General features: G+C 55.5%; 16 protein-coding genes. 11 read left to right on the forward strand and 5 right to left on the reverse strand.

The window, feature by feature from the left end; all coding sequences use genetic code 11:
* Positions 1-151 precede the first annotated feature (151 nt).
* A complete protein-coding gene (locus tag PW789_RS16825) occupies positions 152-397 on the reverse strand; it encodes a hypothetical protein (RefSeq protein ID WP_299378876.1) in 246 nt (81 codons plus the stop codon).
* Here PW789_RS16825 and PW789_RS16830 point away from each other — a divergent pair.
* The 6 genes from PW789_RS16830 to PW789_RS16855 are packed head-to-tail and all read left to right on the forward strand — an operon-like array spanning position 284 to position 10,137.
* The gene (locus PW789_RS16830) at positions 284-4,990 is read left to right on the forward strand and encodes a protein kinase (protein WP_299378871.1); all 4,707 of its coding nucleotides are present in this window, start codon (positions 284-286) and stop codon (positions 4,988-4,990) included. The genes PW789_RS16825 and PW789_RS16830 overlap by 114 nt on opposite strands.
* 24 nt (positions 4,991-5,014) lie before the next feature.
* The gene (locus tag PW789_RS16835) at positions 5,015-6,610 is read left to right on the forward strand and encodes a phage baseplate assembly protein V (RefSeq protein ID WP_299378733.1); all 1,596 of its coding nucleotides are present in this window, start codon (positions 5,015-5,017) and stop codon (positions 6,608-6,610) included.
* 12 nt (positions 6,611-6,622) lie between these two features.
* Positions 6,623-7,813: a hypothetical protein gene (locus tag PW789_RS16840; protein WP_299378735.1), complete on the forward strand. Its 1,191-nt coding sequence runs from the start codon at positions 6,623-6,625 to the stop codon at positions 7,811-7,813.
* Between the two features lie 14 nt (positions 7,814-7,827).
* Positions 7,828-8,820 carry a hypothetical protein gene (locus tag PW789_RS16845; RefSeq protein ID WP_299378737.1) on the forward strand — a complete coding sequence of 331 codons (993 nt, stop codon included), beginning with the start codon at positions 7,828-7,830 and terminating at the stop codon, positions 8,818-8,820.
* A 4-nt stretch (positions 8,821-8,824) separates the two neighbouring features.
* Positions 8,825-9,616: a hypothetical protein gene (locus PW789_RS16850; RefSeq protein ID WP_299378739.1), complete on the forward strand. Its 792-nt coding sequence runs from the start codon at positions 8,825-8,827 to the stop codon at positions 9,614-9,616.
* 5 nt (positions 9,617-9,621) lie between these two features.
* Complete coding sequence (locus PW789_RS16855) at positions 9,622-10,137, forward strand: hypothetical protein (protein WP_299378741.1); 516 nt, start codon at positions 9,622-9,624, stop codon at positions 10,135-10,137.
* 7 nt (positions 10,138-10,144) lie between these two features.
* On the opposite strand, the gene PW789_RS16860 is transcribed toward PW789_RS16855, so the two are convergent.
* The 4 genes from PW789_RS16860 to PW789_RS16875 all read right to left on the reverse strand — a co-directional run bounded on the left by PW789_RS16860 (position 10,145) and on the right by PW789_RS16875 (position 13,365).
* Complete coding sequence (locus tag PW789_RS16860) at positions 10,145-10,885, reverse strand: metallophosphoesterase family protein (protein ID WP_299378743.1); 741 nt, start codon at positions 10,883-10,885, stop codon at positions 10,145-10,147.
* Positions 10,873-11,364 carry a ubiquitin-conjugating enzyme E2 gene (locus PW789_RS16865; RefSeq protein ID WP_299378746.1) on the reverse strand — a complete coding sequence of 164 codons (492 nt, stop codon included), beginning with the start codon at positions 11,362-11,364 and terminating at the stop codon, positions 10,873-10,875. Before PW789_RS16865 ends, PW789_RS16860 begins: the two co-directional genes overlap by 13 nt.
* Before the next feature lie 78 nt (positions 11,365-11,442).
* Positions 11,443-11,886, reverse strand: a complete 444-nt coding sequence (locus PW789_RS16870) for a hypothetical protein (RefSeq protein ID WP_299378747.1) — start codon at positions 11,884-11,886, stop codon at positions 11,443-11,445.
* 588 nt (positions 11,887-12,474) lie between these two features.
* Positions 12,475-13,365 (reverse strand): ThiF family adenylyltransferase, encoded by an 891-nt coding sequence (locus PW789_RS16875; protein ID WP_299378749.1) that lies wholly within the window; start codon positions 13,363-13,365, stop codon positions 12,475-12,477.
* A 284-nt stretch (positions 13,366-13,649) separates the two neighbouring features.
* Here PW789_RS16875 and PW789_RS16880 point away from each other — a divergent pair, with 284 nt between their 5' ends.
* The 5 genes from PW789_RS16880 (at position 13,650) to PW789_RS16900 (ending at position 18,498) form a co-directional block, all read left to right on the forward strand.
* Complete coding sequence (locus tag PW789_RS16880) at positions 13,650-14,600, forward strand: FHA domain-containing protein (RefSeq protein ID WP_299378751.1); 951 nt, start codon at positions 13,650-13,652, stop codon at positions 14,598-14,600.
* Positions 14,597-16,051 (forward strand): vWA domain-containing protein, encoded by a 1,455-nt coding sequence (locus PW789_RS16885; protein ID WP_299378753.1) that lies wholly within the window; start codon positions 14,597-14,599, stop codon positions 16,049-16,051. The genes PW789_RS16880 and PW789_RS16885 overlap by 4 nt, the downstream gene beginning before the upstream one ends.
* Positions 16,052-16,142: 91 nt before the next feature.
* On the forward strand, positions 16,143-16,565 hold the full coding sequence (locus PW789_RS16890; RefSeq protein ID WP_299378755.1) for a type VI secretion system contractile sheath small subunit: 423 nt from the start codon (positions 16,143-16,145) through the stop codon (positions 16,563-16,565).
* Complete coding sequence (locus PW789_RS16895; protein ID WP_299378757.1) at positions 16,565-17,908, forward strand: hypothetical protein; 1,344 nt, start codon at positions 16,565-16,567, stop codon at positions 17,906-17,908. The genes PW789_RS16890 and PW789_RS16895 overlap by 1 nt, the downstream gene beginning before the upstream one ends.
* Positions 17,909-18,039: 131 nt before the next feature.
* Positions 18,040-18,498: a hypothetical protein gene (locus PW789_RS16900; RefSeq protein WP_299378759.1), complete on the forward strand. Its 459-nt coding sequence runs from the start codon at positions 18,040-18,042 to the stop codon at positions 18,496-18,498.
* The last annotated feature ends 81 nt before the right edge of the window (positions 18,499-18,579 follow it).

Below are 18,579 nucleotides of genomic sequence, written 5' to 3' on the forward strand. Positions count from 1 at the left end.
TGAGAGAGCCGTAATTTTAGACAATAAAGCGGCATTATGGGCAAGGCTGCTCAAGGACCGGGAGATATTCTGAGCTCAAGCTTCAGCCAGCACAGGCTCGCGTTTGCGGGTTGCTATTGCCTTGACGTGTGCCTTCGGAGGAAAAGAGCTCTTACGGCAGCTGTCGTGCGCCCGAATGGGAAAGGGACGTTCTCGTCTTCAGCAGTTGCTCCTGCATTTCCAAACCATGGCGAAGAAGACCAAAAGCCGCTACGAGTTGAAGGAAAAGCTGGGCGAAGGAGGCATGGGCGTTGTGTGGCGCGCCTTCGATACGGTTCTCAACACCGACGTCGCTCTCAAAGTCCTGCTGAATGCGAACGATACGACCGCTTTGAAGCTGTTCTACGAGGAGTGCCACAAGCAATCCGCTCTGGCACATCCGAATATTGTGGAGATCCGGGATGTAGGCAGCTTCGACGAGGATGGCATTCGTCAACCTTATCTCGTGATGCCGTTGTTACGTGGCATCACGCTTGCTTCCATCATCCGCTCGCCTCAGCCGCTTTCAACGGAGCGATGCATTGACATCTTCTCCCAGGTGGGTCGCGGATTGCAGGCGGCACATGATTTCGGCCTTCTTCATCGGGACATCAAGCCCAGCAATCTCTTCATCCTCGAAGACGATTCGGTAAAGATCATCGATTTCGGTGTAGCTCACAGGTTGGATGTAAGCCACACGGTGGGCCGCAAAGGCACGCTGCTTTATATGTCTCCGGAGCAGCTCTCGATGAAGCCGCTCACTCGCGCCTCGGATGTCTTCTCTTTAGCGGTGGTTTGTTATGAGGTGCTTACCCGGCGACAGCCCTTTCTCGCTTCAACCGAAGATGCGATGGTCGATGCCATTCAGCATCTCAACCCGCCTCCAGCTTCCTCCCTCAATCCGAACGTCAGCGTGTCCATTGGACAGGTGATCTGCAAGGGGATGGCAAAAGATCCCAGACATCGTTTCGCGAGCGTCAAGGAGTTCAGCGAATATCTGCGTCGGGCGCACCATGACGACTCTTTTCTTGTCTTTGACCCGCATAAGTTTGCGCCCCGGCTCGACAAGGCCTCTGAGGCATACCAGCAAGGAAATCTTGAATTTGCGCAGGAGCTGGTTAACGAACTTGAATCAGAAGGCTATCAAACACCAGAACTGGAGTCGCTGACCGCAGACATTAAGTCTGCCACGAGGAAGAGGAGCGTCGATCATCTGCTCGAGAGTGCACATGCACGTGTGCAGGACGGCGAGTATCGGCTGGCGCTGCAGAGGGTGAGTGAGGTGTTACAACTGGACCCTCGCCGCGAAGAGGCTCTCGTGCTGCAGCATGATATTGAAGCACTGCGCGCGGAGGCGGATATTGCAGACTGGCTTCGAGTCGGGCAGCAACACCTCGACAAGTTCTCGTTCTCCCATGCCCGTCAGGCGGCGCAACGCATTCTCGAAACAAAGCCAGGCGAAGAGCGGGCGCTTCAATTCCTGTCGCAGGTGGAGCGTCGGGAAGCGGAGGTGCAGCGGATCCGCGAGCACAAACGCGAGGCCTATGCTGTGGCGCTCGATGCCGAGCGTAGGAACGAGATTACGTCGGCGCTCAGCAAGATGAAGCTGGTGCTGGAGCTTGAGGCGCAGGCTCCCGAGCTGAAAGAGCCTGGGCAGATTGCGGCGTATCAAAGTCTCTACAACCGGCTGCATTCCGAACACGAGGCGATTGCTGCCAGCTATGGCGAGGCCAAACAGGCGCTCGAGCGCGGCGATTATGCCGCAGCCTCACAGCTCTGTGATAGATTCCTCGAGAAATTTCCTCAACACACGCTCTTCAAAGCGCTCAGGTTCGACATCGAACAGCGATGGCGCCGGGCGATCTCTATCCGCCTTATCGAGGTGGAGGAGGCAGTGGAGAATGAGCCGGATCTCGATCATCGCGTACAGATGCTCGAGGAAGTGGTGCGCGAGAACGGAGAGGTTCCTGAATTCGATCGTCTTCTTCAAGGGACCAGAGAGAAGCGCGATCTGGTGAACGGAATTGTGAGCCGGGCGCGTGAGCTTGAGGCGCGCGAGCTTCATGGAGAGGCGCTGGTGCAGTGGGAGACACTGCAGACCATTTATCCGATGTTTCCAGGACTGGGTTTTGAGATAGAGAACGTGCGCTTGCGTAGGGAGCTTGGCGAGCGCATGGCACGCAAGAATCACTGGACCACTCAGATCAGCCAGGCGGTAGAAGCGGGAGATTTTGAGGAGGGGGCGAGCCTTCTCTCGCCCGCGGTTGAGGAATTCCCGAACGATGCGGAATTCGCGGAGATCCACACATATATTCAGCAACATCGGGAACTGGCGGAGGAGGCGGAGAGGAAGATTCGCGATGGCCGCCAATTCCTGGATGAAGGCGAGATCGGTCAAGGTTTGGAGAAGCTGCGGGGCGCCTATGAGATCGGCTCAAAGGTGAAGCGGGCCAAGGCAGAGCTGGTTGAAGGCTTGCTCCGTGCCGCCCGCGCCAGTCAGGGCGATCCCCCGCAAGCCCGAATCTATCTGAAAGAGATTCTCAATCTGGACCAGGGGAACCACGCCGCGACTGGGTTGCTGCGCTTTCTCGACGAACAGGCCGAGCATCAGCAGGCAGATGAACTTCTTTCTCAGGCCCGGCAATTGCGGACCAACAACGACCTGGGCGGAGCGATCCGTCTGCTCAAAGGCGCATGTGCCGAATACCCGCGCAACGCCCGTCTGCGCCAGGCGTTGCGCGAGATGGATACGAGTCGCGACGAGATGCGCAGCCGCGATCTTGAAGTGGTACGTCGCAAGCGACTGGAAGCAGACACGCTCGTAAGTATTCCTTCTCTCCACGAACACATCGCCTCTGTTGAAGGCATTGCGGAACGCTACCGGGACGACGAAGAGTTCCAGAATGAGTCGCGTATGTTGCGTGATCGCCTGCATACGATCGCCGTAACGACCGTACCGCCGCCGGTATCATCCGTTCCCACCGCTGTCCAGGAGAACGTGACATCGATCAAGCAGATCAAAAAGCTGCTGCCGGTATTTTCCATCGGTGCTGCGGCACTTCTGCTTGTGATTCTGTGCGTGTTTTTGTGGCACCGGCCGGCTTCGCACAAGCAGGATGCGCCGGTCGCACCGATTGTGCCTCCGGACGTTACCGTTCGTTCGACTCCCTCCGGCGCGCACATCCTGCGCGATGGACAGGAGATTGGTGTTGCCGCGCCAACGCTGACCTTCAAGGCGTCCACGGAAAAGACTAGCCTCGAAGCGCGATTGGATGGTTACGAGAGCCAATCGGAGACGATTGACAGCTCCACTGGACACGGTAGAGAGATTAATTTTGCGCTGCGACCTTTAAGCCAGCAGCTTCGTATTGCCGGCAGAGGTACTTTGAGCCTGGATGGCGGTTCAGCTGCCGCTCTTCCCATGGGAGTTTTTTCCGGAGAACTTGCTGCCGGGAGACATACGCTCCACTGGCGCGGACGAGGTGGGTATGATGCGACCTTCGAGGTGAATGTCAGTGATGGGGCACCGGCTACACTTACCGCTCCAATACATGCCAGCCAATCCGGAGCTGCACTGGTGGTAAGCGTTGCTGCGCAGCAGGCCCATGTCTATACGAATCCTGCGATGTCCGTCATCGTCGACGGAGATGCGAAGGGAATCGCAAATGGTAGTGGTCTGGATACCCCGCTTTCGGCAGGATTGCATACGATCATAGCCAGGAAGAACTCTGTCGCTCTGGTCAGCAAAATAGTGAGCGGCTCGGAACGTCTGTTGTCCGTGACCTTTGAGAATGCACCAACCCCGGGGTCGTTGACGGTCCTGACGGATGTTGATGGCGTGGGTCTCAAGTTGTTACATGGCACAACGACGATACACGAAGGAACCAGCGTCGCCGGTAAGTTAGACATACCGGACCTGCCTGTCGGCAGTTATATCTTGCAGGCAACGACCGCGGCTTCGGCTCCTGTCAACGAGCAGAAGCTTGTGATCACGCAAGGTCAAAACACAACTGTGTCGTTTCATTTCAAACAGAAGCCTGCTTTGATTCCGCTTCGCGTGCGAACGTCGCCCGGTGCATCCATTCTGGTGGACGGCAAAGAGGCTGGAACCACCGGCACAAACGGTGTCCTGCTGATTTCGTCGCTTCCTGCGGGCGCTCACCACATTGAAGCTCGCCGTCATGGGAAGACGGCTGTGCTTGATGTGAATCTTGTCGAGGGGGATGACAAGGCCCATGCCGCCGAGCTGAAGCTCGATGCAGGCGAGGGGACGGTTTCACTGCAGCTGAATCCCGCTGATAGTGATGTGACCGTCTATGCCGCGAACGGGAAACAAGTACCGATTACAGGCACACACTTCGACCTTCCAGAGGGCAAATATCACTTTATCGCGCGTGCCAACGGTTATATCGATCGTGCCGAGGCCGTAGAGGTCACGGCCGAGAATTCGATACCGGTTAACCTCGCGCTCTCACTCATTGCGATCGACAAGGCGGCTCCCTCTATCACGGGTTGGCAGTCTGCTTCCTGGGCAATTGACGCACAGAGTCACGCACTGACACACACCGGTCCAGATATAAGTCTTTACAGCGCCCAGCCAGGCCATGGCCGATATATCTTTTCCGGCTCCGTCGGTCATGCCTTTTTATTTAGCAAGCCGAAGGTGGAGTGGGTCGCAGGTTATCGCGATTCGAACAACTATCTCCTCTTCTCGCTCGACCGGACGGGGTTGGAGCTCTTCACGATCAAGGATGGAAAGAGGTTGCCGAATGGAAGCAGGATTATCTTCGCGCCGGTATCCAAATATCAGATTCTGCTGCAGGTGCTTCCAGGTCACATCGTGACATCGCTGGGCGATGGTCATCAATGGAAGCTGCTCAGCGACTGGACCGGGCTTCCGGATGATGTGGATGCGGGCCGGTTCGGTTTCAAAGGGCCGGTAACGCTCAACAGTTTCAGCCATACGCCATAAAATGCGCGCGAAAGGGAGGGTCTTGTGTCAGCGATCGCACTGAATATTCTGATCGACGGAGCAGAACTGGAATCGAGCTGGAGCGGACGCCAGGGTACCGTTAGCCGAGTAGAGGTAGTTAAAGAACTCAATCGGCACTCCTGGTGTGAGATCGAATTTCACCAGACTGCGGATAGCCGTCCGCCGATCGATCGATGGATCGGACGTTCCATTTCGCTGCAGCCGACAGCCTCTGGAACCAAGATCTTCGTGGGCTTCGTTTTGGATGTGAAGCTGACGTACCAGGCTTCCGGAAGCTTTGTCGTCATCCTCAAGGCTGTCAGCGGAAGTTATAAGCTCGATCTCGCGCCTCGTCACAAATATTACGGACCGCTCACATTGGCCGATGTTGCGCAACAAATGGGCGGAGGCGGCGGGGTCAGTGTAACCGCAAAGACCGGGGGCGGCACCAAGGCAGCGTTGGATCTGGTGCAGTGGGACGAGACGGATTGGCACTTTCTATGGCGTCTCTGCGACGATTTTGGACTCTACCTGGTAGCGACCGACGACGGTGTTCGTATTGACTCAGGATTTTCCGAAGCGGGTCCTGACCTGCAGTGGCGCAGCGATCAGAAGGACGGGCTCGTTGAGTTCACCGTAGGTGGTTCGTTGGGCGTGGCCTCTATGGATGGCTGCCACTACGATTTCTCCACTTCAAAGAGCGAGAGTTTCCTGCAGGTGTCGCAGGACCCAGCGTTGAGTGGAGCGGTGGATACCTTTACAAGCGCAGTAAAGCAGCAGGCAAAATCGGTTTTGAAGTCCGGATACAAACCGTGGCGTAACCGGGTGAAGTCGATCAGCGATTATCAGACTTCGTTGCAACAGGAGTCGGAGTGGTCCATCGGCAGCCGTTTGTTGTGTGAAGGAATCAGCCGGTGCGAGGCGCTGTCTCCGGGGCAGAATGTGCAGGCGAACGGTATTGTCGATGGTGCGGGTAAGTACAACATTGTGCGTGTCGTGCATCGCTGGGACCCGGAGGGGTATACCAATCATTTTCACTGCACACCGTGGACAAAATACCGGTCGAACCCGCATCCCGTTCGACCCTCGATTGCGGGTGTCTATTCCGCACGGGTGGTGAATATTGATGATCCTCAGGGACAGGGTCAGGTGCAGGTGCAGTACTACTGGCAAGAGCAGGGGCAGACCACATGGATACGCCACCTGACCCCTTATGCTGGCGCAGACCGAGGATTGTTCTTCCGTCCTGAACTCGGCGATGAGGTGCTCGTCGCTTTCGAAGAGGGAGATCCGGAGAGACCCGTCATCCTGGGCTCGGCCTGGAATATGTCGGACGTTATTCCGAACGAGGATTTCTGGGGCGGAGAAACCCACCAGAACGACGTTAAGCGAATCGTTACGAAGAGCGGCCATCGCATCTCGCTCATCGATAAGCAAGGCGCGGAGTCGATCGGGATTGCAACGCCTATCCATGCGAAGTTGGTGCTGCACGAGAAGTGTGAGGAGACAGGCCGTCCGGCGATTGTGATGAATGTCGAGGAGGGCGATCTCATCTTCAATGCTCCCAATGGGCGCATTCATTTTCATTCAAAGTATTGGTCGCGAGAAGTGGGCAGCTAAGAGGAGAGAGACATGGCAGTCTTCGATGGAAGCATAAAGACAGCGCGGCGCGTGAAAGACCCCGTCACCGATAAAAGAGTTGTCTCGGTGGCGAGCATCACCATGACGGCAATCAATACTCCAGCTGCATTGCTGTATCCCGGAACGGATGTCTCGGTGGTTCACGGCGATCAGCAGCTGCACGTCGATCAGAATCGCATCATGAAGATTGGCATGAACCAAGACGTGACCATCGGCATGAATGAGATCTATCTGGTGGACATGAACCAGAACATCACGGTCATGCAGAATTACACCAGAGACGTCATGATGAATTCGCTGATCAATACGACGGGGAACTATACGAAAAACGTATTGAGCAATTATGAGAAAAATGTGACGGGAAGTTCGAGCAACACGATCTTCGGGTTTTACTCAAAGAGTGTGTCACTGGACTACATCAAAAATATTACCGGATCGTCGACGAATGCCATCACCGGCATCTATAGCAAAACGGTTCAATCAAACTATCTTAAGCACATACAGGGTACGTCTACTGCAACCATCATCGGCGACTATAGCAAGAGTGTTATCGCCAATTATGTGAAGGTCGTTACCGGGAACTCCAACGTGCAGGTCACGAGTTTGTCGACGGTGAGTTACGTAGGAGATCACAGCCGGACCTTTGGCAATGATCACAAGATGTATATCGCTGGTACGAACACGCATACGACTATCGGTCCAACAATCCGCACGGAAATTGCCGTCACGGTATCGCAGCAGGTCGATAATCACGTGGATGCACATCCGTCGAATCTGAACGAGGACAAGAACCAGTGGTTTACCAAAGCGGACAAGAAAGGGACTTGGCAAAGGTATCTCAAGCTGGATTACACCTCCGGCTTTTACAGTTCGGGATCAATCTTTAAATTAGATGTGAATGGCGCTAATTATGGATTGAACGGAACGACCAACGCGGTCTTCGTTGAGAAGATGGATTGCGGTTTTAATAAAAATGAGATCGGCATCGTAAAAGACAAATGGCATGGCGTCAGTATGGTAGGCGCTGGCGTTATAGCCAAGGTAGCCGTGAATACAAGTAAAGCTGTGGTTGCGACCGCGCATGCAGGCGGCGCCAGCGTAAAGTTTCTCGGCGGCATTCTCCAGGCTGTCCCGGCAAAGATCCAGGCTGGAGTTACCTGGGCCATTAACCAGTTTATGTAGAGATTAGGGCCAGCATGCTAAAAAGCGAGGAAATCCCTGGAGTCGATTCCAAAACACTGCTGCCCTGGCGCTGGGCAGAGTCGATGCGCAGCTGTTCACTTTTTTGGATTCCAGTAAACCTTGGATCGATTCCGCGCGGCCAACGTGAGTGGCTGTTGGAGTTTTTTAACCGCCTGTCCACTCGTTTATCCGAAGCAAGCGATCTGCAGGCAGAGCATTTCATGCAGATGCAGGTCATCGACGAAGATGAAAAACTGCGCAAGGAATTTCTGAATGCGATGATGAAGGAGCATCCTATGCTGGGGCGGTGCTGGCTGCCCCGAGGAAAACAGCCTATCCCTGCATCGGATCAGGAAGTGGAATTGCTTGCCAGCAAAAAGAAAGAATTTCGTCCGTATGAATATGCGCCGCAGCAGGCGTGGTGGTTTTTGGGCAGGGACGCTGACGTGTTGCGGGGGCGTTATCTGGGATATGGCGGTCTAACGTTTTTTTTTCGGAAGCCGGACGCGGAGGGAACGATCGTCGCCGCTCCTCCCCCGGCAGAAACGCAGATGATCATTCCGAAATTTCTCCGCAATCATTCGGGATTAAAAGTTCTGCTTGAAGATTTCGATCCGCAGAAACCGAATCAGATACCTGGCTTCATACGAAATCATCCTGCCATGAAGCAAGTATTTTCAGTTTTCGATGTCGAGAAGAGGCAAGAGAAAACCAAGGCTTTGCTGTCACCTTTTCGCGATCAGACAAAGGAGATATTCGGAGCCGGGATTCCGCGAGATCTGGAGTATGAAGGCATACTTTTTGTGCTTCCAAAACTTGCTTCACAAGATTTTTTTGCGCAGACTGACCAGCAGATTCGCCGCTGGTTCGAAGTCTTTGACGTTTACATCAACGAAAGCCCTGAAGATCAGGGAATTATCCTGGCCTGCAAAGATAATTTGACGTCTTTGATTGCATCGATTGTTCGAGAGATGCGCAGTAAGGGATATCGATATTGGGAGGGCTGAGTCGTTGATTGTCAATCAACCATTGCTGCCGGCAGAAAGTACGGAAGATATTCGAATGTATCTTCCTGTGAAGGAGTTGAGTCTCGAAGGGCGGGAAGGAGGCTTCGAGTACTACCTTATTCCCACACCGCGGGGTCTACGGCCTGACTCCTACGATCCTGCGCGAGCATTTCTGCAGGAACTGGTCACTTATTTCACGGCGCGCCTCGGCTGCGGTCATGAGAGCTTTATACAGATAGGGCAGGTACGGGATCAGGAAGTAACCCGTCTATTCGCCGACCATGCACGTGACTGGATTCCAGAAGCTGGCCTGGGTGTGTGGCCGCATCGCCCTGCGCCCCGCATGTGGAAGATGGAAGACATGGAAAATATAGAGTCAGCTTCGGGGACAGGGCCCATGCTGAATTCAGTGTTCCGTGTGACGGCTCACGCAAATGCCAGGCTCGACGCGATGACCACCATGCTAGGTACTGGTTGCGGACTGCAGCTTGTGAGTCATGTTGAAAGCAGCGTTTTGCTCCGGGACTTGAAAGGGTTATTTCTGAGCTTTATTCAGGACCGTGTCTTTCGTATCTTTCCCTGGTACGTGCCACTAATTGAGAAGGCGACGCTTGCTGAATTGATGGAACCGTTTACTGCAAGTGTATTAAGCGGTATTTCGCTTTATATACGGGAGAGCCCGGAGGACGGCGGTATCCTGATCGTGTCGGCACAGCCCTTGGCAGAGATTTTTGCGCAATTCGGCTGCAAACAAATGGAACGTGAAATGAAACCCACATGGACCCTGGCGGAGTGAGCAAAGTGGCTGGATATCCAACTGACCTATACGTTGCATCACAAACTGCACATGAATTGGTTGTCGTCGCCCCTCCTTTCAATGCCCATTCTTTCGGATGGATTTGGATTGTTAGCCTTTTGTGTCTGGTGATAGGTTATGGTGTGATTTTTTCTTTATGGAAAAATGTGCCCCGGCCTATTCATCCCGCCCTTCGGTTAACCTGGCTTATTCCTATTGTGATTGCGGTGCCGTTTTTGATATTAGGCGTGATCGGGCAAGTTAAGACGCAGATCACCCTTTCGGCGGATACAGGTATTTTGAGCGTGCAAAAGACCCTTCTATCCTTTCCCGTCAGCTCAAAAGAATATCCGTTTTCAGAGGTGCGTAGCATCAAAGTCGGTGTGGCGGACATCAGCCTGTTTCTCTACGTGAGTCTTATCGATAAACCTGCCGAAGACCTAACAGGCGCAACCGATCAGACTGGCCATAGTGAAGTTGCTGATGCTATGAACGCATTCCTCATCGCAAATCGACGATGATTGCCGTTCAATCGCCGGATGCGAGGCGAAAGGCTAGTTCCTCGGGAAGCCCGGCCGCAAGTATTTTGTCCTGCACTGTGCGAATGTCGTACTCGACCCGGCAGAATTCGACGATCCTCATTGCCGAATCGTAGACGCAATATGCCGCGCGGGAGTTGCCATCGCGCGGCTGACCCACTGCGCCGGGATTAAGCAGATATCTTCGGTCCGCAAGAATTGCCATCTGATCGGGAAGAGCGTGTAGGCGAGATACCTCAAGGCTGCGCCGGTATAGTTCGCTGACGAAGCCGCCCTGTACATGGGTGTGCCCGAAAAAAGTAAGCTGCTCGCTCGCACTGCGTAGGCCCGCTTCCGCCTCATGTTCATGGAACATGTAACGATCTTCATCATCGGGGGCGCCATGCACGAGATCGAAATTTTCGACCAGCACAGGTCCTCGATCCAGGTTGCGTAGCCACTGCGTGTGGTCGTCGAGGAGTTGCTCTCTGGTCCAGCGCGAGGAGCACTGTGCTAGCAGGTTGAAGGAATCGAAGGCAGTGCTTCCGGAACAAGCCTTGTCGTGATTTCCTCGGATGACCACATCTGCATGTGTTCGCACCCAGGCCGCAACTTCATTTGGGTTGGGGCCATAACCCACAATATCGCCGAGGCAGAGTACGGCTTGGTAATGCCGGCTCGCGGCGTCTTCGAGGACGGCTGTTAACGCTTCCCAGTTAGCGTGAATATCACTCAGGATTAGAAATCGCATGCTAATTCTCTCGCAGTATCTGGGAGATCGAGTTCAGATGCGAGCCGTCGCCTGCTGCTGCGTGGCTGAGGCAGGGGAGGACGACACTCCAATGGAAGAAGCAACGGCATCATCGATAGCGTGGGAGATTCTTCGATTCCGAGCACAGCATCCTGCTGCATACGATGGACAGCATTCAGATTCGCGACTTTTCCTGCCATGATGGCACGAGTAATAAGAATGGCGTCCACGATTGTCTGAGCCGGGCGATAGTCTTGCCAGAGACAGACAAATCCTGTCGCAAGGTCGACGTTGACGTGAAAGATAGGCCGGGCAAAATAGCCCTCCAGCGGCAGGAGTGGATAGTAGCGAGGATAGACGTAGCGAAGCATGTGCGCTGTTTCGATCTTTCGCTCCTGTCTTCCTCCAACCCAGGCCGGTGACTGTTGCATGTCGATTCGAAACTCATCTTCCGAGCGGGCGATTGCAGCGAACGTCATGGGGTTTGCCTCTGCGAGAGCCGCGAGCAGTTGCCACTCCGTGTCGATGCGACGATTGCGAAGATTCATTCCGGCACCTCACCCGTTGAGTACGATCGTCGACACGCGAAGGATATCGTTCCCGCGCACGCCTTGTTGTGGAAGTGGAATGGAAAAATCGAGCGACGCACCGTTCCAGACGACCTGAGGCTGCCCCTCGCCCTTCAGGTAGTCGCCGCGCTCTCTGAGTTCGAAGAGGATCTCATCAAGCGTGGCATCGAGCGTCTCCTGTTCGTCGATGTCGACATTGAACTTCTGTTCCGCTCGAACCGTATCAAAAAGCATCTGGTATTTAGGCATGGCGAACTCCCCTTTTGTCGGCGTTTCTGCGCGAATCTTCCTGCGCAAGGAATTTGCTTGAAGGTGGAGATGCGGGCATAGCGACTCCGTGTGCGCTTGCCTCATCTGGAAGATGCGGAAGTATCCATCCGCACCGGCTGCACTGGCCGTTATTTTCGTCCCAGCATGGCCGGCACTGAGCATGCCCACACCCTACACAGGCCCACTGTGCCACACGCCCGTCCGCTGCTCGAAGGCAGAGAGTACATCGCCCGCCGCGCACCTGGGCGCCAAAGCGCTGCTGCCACCACGAGATATCGAGCGGAAACAATGGAATCTGATTTGCTTCGCAAAGGCAGCAGCGATCCCGTTCAAACTGCCAGCAGTTCTCGCAGGCGACCAGATGGCAACGTGGGCAGGAGAAAGAAAGGAGCCGGCGCAGAGGGGTGCGGCAGAGCTGACATCTTCTTCCGCGAACGCCATCGGCGAGCGCTGTGATACCGGTTGGAAGTGCCGCGAGCAATGGAGCTGTCCAGGCGAGATGCGGCGTCGCTACGTCTGATCCCGTCATCGCAAAGGTGACGCCCGACAGGCTGGCAACTGCCGCAACAGTCGGCAGCAGATACGTTTTTTCAATCTCGAGGGCCAGCACGCGTGTGCCGATTAGCACGAGGACTCCGGCGAGAAGCCCACCGGCCAGATCGCCGACGAGCCCCCATCGCGTGGGGACAAGCTGTGCTATCGCGGCAAGGATGCCAAGTGCCGCGAGCAAAACATAATGTCTCATCCGCGTCATCCGTGAGTTCCCGTTAGCTGCCCATGTCGGCTCTCTCGAATAATCAGTTCGCGGCTCCCACAGGCAGGGCAGGTTCCCCATCGCCGCATCCAGCCAATGCGCCGGTCAGGCGAAAATTGACTGCCGCACTGTCCGCACTCCGCGTGCGTACAGATCGGAAATAAAGTAGCTGGCGCTTCGACATGGAGAGGGCATTCCATGCTGCGGTGATGTTGGATGGTTCGCGAAACCGGCGCTCGATCGAGATCAAGATGTACAGAGAAAGATGCATCTGCATTTTTAATGGCCGAGGTAGCGAGTTCAACCTGGAGGCCAGCAACGATGGAGGCCATGGTCGGAGTGCTCGTCCATGTGTTTTCTGCATCAGATTCGCGCGCCCAGCAGGCATATACCTCTGACTCCCATTGGCTGAACAGCTCCGCCCGTCGTCTGCTGCTGAGCAGGCAGGCGAAGCAGCCTGCCGAGCGGGTGCCCGGGAACCACGACACTCTCCCTACGCGAGTGCTTGTCCCTCCCAGGCCAGCATCGCAGATTGGCAATTCATACTTCGTGGATAGAGCGGCTATCTCAGCACGGGCCAGGTCCGTATCGACGCAACTGAAGAGAATGTCTGCCTCTTGAAACCGCTTCGGCGCAATGTCGGCGATCTCTGCTGCTTCTCCCTCCCAGTGGGTTTGCGGAAACCAGTTGCGCAAGCGAGTGAGGCAACACGTGATCTTACTTTGACCGGCGACACCTTCGCGCAACAGCACAGACTTCGCGATGTTTTTTTCTTCGACGACATCGGCATCAGCCAGGAATACCGACTGACAACCCATAAGCCCTAGGTTCTTCACAACCTCGGAGCCCAATGCACCCACACCGGCAACCATAACTCGATGGAACATCAGGCACGCTCCAACAGGTGCCTCGACTATGAAAAGAGGCCCAAAACTTTTTCAGTATACAAAGCGTGAAGATGGAAGATTGGCTCTCTCTTAGCGGTTCGGGCGATAGATACGCCTGCAGAAAAGTATTCCAGAGGAATTGGACCGAAAACATAGGAATGGACACATCGCCTGTCTTGCAAATAGGGACAATCCACAAAGAGTGATGAACATTCGTTGCCTCACAACCGCATAGCCCGATAAAGAATGCCTCGCTGTGTTTTGTACGGAGTCCCCGCTTCCGCATGAACATCTTTCAAACGTTATATTTCATGTCGCTCGCAGGCGGTGTGGCCGGACTACTCGCATGGGCTTCGCAGGCGCTGCTGGTCTTGCTGATACCGGCAGGCGCTCCGGCGTGGCCGTCTGCAATGATCGCTGCTGCGTTGCTGGGCGGGTTTATTGGAGGCTTCACCGTAGCCTTCGATGAGAAGTGGGCGGGCAATCGTCTGCAGATTCGTTGGATCGCGGCCGGAGCTGCAATTGGCATCGTCGCGGGCATGTTGTCGGGAGCTCTGCACCTGCCGTTGCGCTCCGCGCTTCCTGGAGCTCTTGCTCTCGGCACTGTGCTGGGTTGGATGGTGAGTGGCGCTCTAATTGGAGCAGGGCTGGGAGCCCGCTGGATCTCAGTGAATCGTGCCCGTCTCGCACATGGAATGGTGGGAGGAATGTGTGGAGGCTTTCTGGGGGGAATTGTCTTTGGCACCATGAGCCAATGGCTTCCCGGCATATCCCAGGCATTCGCCTTCGTGCTGACCGGCGCAGGCATTAGCTTCGGCATTGCTTTTGCCCCCATCTTTCTCCGTGATGGAGTGCTTCGCTTCGTCAACAGCGGTGACCCGCGAGCTATCGGCAAGCTTGGCAAGAAAGAGTGGTCCATTCAAGAAGGAGATAGTTATGTGATCGGCAGCCAGAGCGCCGATCTGTCGAAGACGACTTATGGCCGCGAAGTCGATATTTATCTTCCCGATGGCTCCGTCGCGCCTCGGCATGCCCGCATCTACAGCAAAGACGGCCGGTTCTATGTAACTCGCCACGCCGATGTGATGTCCGAGGGCGGCTTGCGCCGCTTCATTCTGAAGGTGCAGAATCGCTCGATTACGTCTTCCTGTGAGCTCCACGATCAGACGCTGATTATCCTGGGACGCACGACCCTCATGTTTGCCGCAAAGAAGGCGGGAGGCGTGCGAGGATGACAAAGTTTTTCCGTATCGCAGCGTTCGTCTTCGCGACTACAGGGTGGCTGCAGACCCTGGCACATGGGCAAACCGTCTCGCTGGACTTTCTTACCAAGCCAACCCTTGTCGAATGCGAGCCGGAGAGTGCGGAGCCGTGCTTCCGAATGAAATTCGATTTCGTTGATGCGGCGGGGAGGCCAGTGAATGTGCAACTTCCATCGGCAGAGGAGCTGGCATCGCACGTTGAAGTGCAGATCGATGGGCAGGCGGTGAAGCCGTTCTATGCGGCAGCTGCTGCTGGTAACGCAGATCAGGTAAGGCTGCCGCAGACCGCGCTCCTGCTCTTTGATGTGAGCGGCAGCATGCTCAAGAGCGATCTGGATGGGCAATCCCGTTTTGATGCCGCAAAGGGTGCGGCGGCGGAGTATCTGAGGAATTTTTCCGATGGTCATGACCGCGTGGCTATCGTTCCGTTCGACAGCCATAACGTTGAGAGCACAATCTCTGCAGCACATTTTGTGAGCACACGTGCCGAGGCGCAGGCGGAACTGGACGCGTTACCCCGGCCAGCAGTTCGCAACAACACCGCACTTTACTCCGCTGTGCGCGCCGCTGTCGCGGTACTGCGACAGCAACATCATCCCGGTGATGAGCCACCGCATCTCCTCCTGCTGACAGACGGCGCCAACGATGTTCATCCGCAATCCGGAGACGACCAGGGGCTGCTTGCCGGTTCGGGTGGTCTTGGCACTGCGGCAGCAGCCGTGCAGCAGTCCGGCGTAGATGTTCTGCCCATAGGGCTCGGGAACAGGCAGTCGATCGATGAAATTGCCATGACGCGGCTGGGAACGCGGCCACCACTCATCACCTTCGACGTGAACGACCTCCGCAAGGCCTTTCAGCTTGTGCCGCTTTCACAGAATGGAAGCCTGACCGTTGCAGTACAGGCTCCGGAGAGTCTTGGTTCCCGTACGCTGCTCGCAGGTCGAGTCGTTCACTTTCGTGCCAAGGTTACGCTCCCCGATGGATCAACTCAGATGGAGAACAGGCAGGCGCTATGGGTCGCGCCGCCCGTCGCAACTCCATCGTTTGAAGGGGAAGCGACTGAGGCGGAACAGCGCGCCTTCCTGGGAGATGCACGTATGGGCCGGGGTTCGCTCCTACTCTTCCTGCGTCCATTCTTTGTCTTCGCAGGCTTCGCGGTGCTGTTGGCGATTCTTTGGTTTGGGCTCCCACGCTTGTTGTGGCCCGAACGCTACGACCATCGCGTAGCGCGACCCGTGCGCCCTGAGTATTGGCCCGGCGCCGAATCTCCGTCGCACAAAGAAGGCCATCCTGGAATTCGGCAGGCGCCCCCGGGGTTTGAGGCGATGGCTCGTGGCGGCCGTGCGGCGATACGGAATCCCGAAGAGCACACGATCGTTCAGAGCATTACAGAGTTCGATCCAAATAAAACGCGGTTGAGTTAACGGAAGGAGTTCCATGCCGATCATCGAAGTGAAACGTCAGAGTGTGCGGCCCTCAGTTCGCAAGGTTCCCACAAGCACCTGCGCAGTGACGATGCCTATGACCTTAGAGCAGGTGAGCCGAGAGGTTCGGACAGAGAATGAAGAGCCGGAGATGGTGGAGTCGCTCCATGACGCTTTTGAGAAGTTCAATCCCCGGATGAAGTTCAAGGGAAGAGCAGGCGAGGAAGAGACGGAGTTTCAGGCTGATCTGAGCTTTCGCAGTATTAAAGACTTCGAGCCCTCCAACATCATGACTCGCCAGGAGGTTCGTGCGGAGGACGGTTCCGTGGCTTATCTGCGAAACGATCTGGCCGACCTGAAGAACAACATTGATCTGATGTATCGGCTCAAAGACCGTTGGAAGCTTCCGGCGGTGCGCCGCGCGTGGAGCAATCCGGAGCAACGCCAGCAGATCATCGCCGCGCTCGAACAATTGCGCGATGAACTCGACAAGGTCGCAGAAGGGAAAAACTAATGGAGACACTCACGAAGTCAACGAATCAGATTCTGGGAGATAGCCCCGCGCGCGACGTGCTGGTGGAGATCTTCGCTGACCTGCATCCTGGACTGATCGATGAAGATCGCTCCATCACCTCCATCTTCACACCGCAGAGTGCTCGCGAATTTCTTACTCAGCTCACCGACATTACCTCACTGCTGAGTGAAGAAGACAGCTTTGAAGAGACGCTTACGAAGCTGCAATCGCAGATCAACCAGGCAGAGGAGATCCGCGACGATCTGCTGGAGCAGGTCTTTACCCAGCTGCGCCCTATCGAGCGGAGCTATCGCGAGCTGCAGACTTTCTTCGAGAACACAAAGATTTACGACGGCAAGCAGAGGAAGCCGATCGAGCTGTTTATCTGGAACACAGATCCCCGCGAGATCAAAGGCGCGCATAGCATGACGGTCGCGGCAGTGGAGAACTTCTGCAAGAAGCGCAATGATAACTTCAACTTTCGCGATGATATCTGCAATCTGGTGATTCCGGGTTGGATCAGTCAGTCGGTGCGGGAGCGTCTGGAAAACATAGCGAACCAATGGGGCATTCTGCTCATCACGGACATCGACGATGAAAAATCGTTTCAGAATGTAGAGAGAAACTTTCGGCCAGGAGGAAAGTACGAATTTCTTAAGCGGCCCGAGGATCGAGCTGCGGCCGATGTTGTGGTCATGGGATATCTCCAGCTGCGTGCGAAGTACTGGTTCGAGAAGACGATCGACAACGGGGATGACCTCTATGGGCCTCCGTCGCTGGCTTTTGCCGGCGCCGTGGCTCGCACGGATGATAGCGCCGGAATGGCACAGGGGCCGGTTGGCTCACGCTTTGGCCAGGTGACCGGACCCGAGAAGGCAAGAATCGAACCGCTCATCAGCGAGATGGAACACATCAGCATGGAGCGGCAGCTGATCCCCGTCATTCGCGACGCCGATAACAAACTCTGCTTCTTTGGTTGCCGAACTCTCGCAGACGACCCCTACGGGGTCTACAAGTTCTTCACCTCGTATCGCATCATTCGTTACATCGAGCGTTGCTGCCGCCACTACCTCTTGCAGGTAGCCGGGCAGGTACTTACGCGCGAGTTTATGGATGAGGCGATCGAGAAGCCGATTATGCGCATGCTCCAGGAGCAGGTGGAAGCAGGCACGTTGATCGACTTCAAACTAGACATTGATCGCGACGCGAACAAGCGGATGCAAGGTATCTGCGACCTGAAGCTGGAGGTTATGCCGACGGGGCCGGGGGAGAGCTTTCGCCTCAAGATCGATACGCCAGAGTTTACTCCTGAGGGATCGAAGCAGGAGTCCGTGGGCAGGTAGCGTGCATAGGCTAAGCGCAGAGGAGGTCAGAGATGTTTGACCTTGTCACGCGTATTTTTCGTCAGCTGTGGCACAGGCCGCCTGAAGTTCAACCAACAACACTCAACAAGGAATTAGCGAGGGCTGTTCACATGTCGAATCCATTGCGCAGTACGGTTACGGTAGACGGAAACAAGTTTGACGCGCTTGCCAGCTCAGTGCGTTTTGCCACTCTGAAGGATCGTGCGGGCATGCCTGAGATGGGCACTCTCTCGACTGCCATCAAGATCTATATCGACTTTCACGATGACGTGAACGTGCCCTACGGCACGTTGCAGCGGCTCTTTGACCTGGCTCACGTCGTAACCCGCGACAAGATCGTCGACATGAAGATCGAGTACTGGAAAGATGACTCGAAGAAGGATGCTCTGTGCAGCTATAAGTTCAAAGGCTGGATCAGCCGTTTTGAGACTGGAAATCCGCTGCCGACTTCGAGCCCCGATGGAAGTCCGGATCTGACCAGCCATTCAACGGTCAACCACCTGTTGACGCTGGAGCTTGAGCCGGCGATGAATCAGCAGAACTTCAAAGACATCACTATGGGCAATTAGCTACATCGGAGGACATGGCTCGCCCGCAGTGTTTTCCACGCCGTGGGCGAGCCTGTTTCTTCACCGCAGGCTCTACGTCAT

The sequence above is a fragment of the Edaphobacter sp. genome (genome assembly GCF_028283685.1).
Lineage (GTDB): Bacteria > Acidobacteriota > Terriglobia > Terriglobales > Acidobacteriaceae > Edaphobacter.

What these genes read in the sequence shown, in the direction of transcription:
- PW789_RS16885 (WP_299378753.1), top strand. Translation starts at nt 14,597, where the DNA reads ATGACAAAGTTTTTCCGTATCGCAGCGTTCGTCTTCGCGACTACAGGG.
- PW789_RS16840 (WP_299378735.1), top strand. Translation starts at nt 6,623, where the DNA reads ATGGCAGTCTTCGATGGAAGCATAAAGACAGCGCGGCGCGTGAAAGAC.
- PW789_RS16875 (WP_299378749.1), bottom strand. Translation starts at nt 13,365, where the DNA reads ATGTTCCATCGAGTTATGGTTGCCGGTGTGGGTGCATTGGGCTCCGAG.
- PW789_RS16865 (WP_299378746.1), bottom strand. Translation starts at nt 11,364, where the DNA reads ATGACGTTCGCTGCAATCGCCCGCTCGGAAGATGAGTTTCGAATCGAC.
- PW789_RS16845 (WP_299378737.1), top strand. Translation starts at nt 7,828, where the DNA reads ATGCTAAAAAGCGAGGAAATCCCTGGAGTCGATTCCAAAACACTGCTG.
- PW789_RS16870 (WP_299378747.1), bottom strand. Translation starts at nt 11,886, where the DNA reads ATGCTCAGTGCCGGCCATGCTGGGACGAAAATAACGGCCAGTGCAGCC.
- PW789_RS16900 (WP_299378759.1), top strand. Translation starts at nt 18,040, where the DNA reads ATGTCGAATCCATTGCGCAGTACGGTTACGGTAGACGGAAACAAGTTT.
- PW789_RS16880 (WP_299378751.1), top strand. Translation starts at nt 13,650, where the DNA reads ATGAACATCTTTCAAACGTTATATTTCATGTCGCTCGCAGGCGGTGTG.
- PW789_RS16860 (WP_299378743.1), bottom strand. Translation starts at nt 10,885, where the DNA reads ATGCGATTTCTAATCCTGAGTGATATTCACGCTAACTGGGAAGCGTTA.
- PW789_RS16830 (WP_299378871.1), top strand. Translation starts at nt 284, where the DNA reads ATGGGCGTTGTGTGGCGCGCCTTCGATACGGTTCTCAACACCGACGTC.
- PW789_RS16890 (WP_299378755.1), top strand. Translation starts at nt 16,143, where the DNA reads ATGCCTATGACCTTAGAGCAGGTGAGCCGAGAGGTTCGGACAGAGAAT.
- PW789_RS16895 (WP_299378757.1), top strand. Translation starts at nt 16,565, where the DNA reads ATGGAGACACTCACGAAGTCAACGAATCAGATTCTGGGAGATAGCCCC.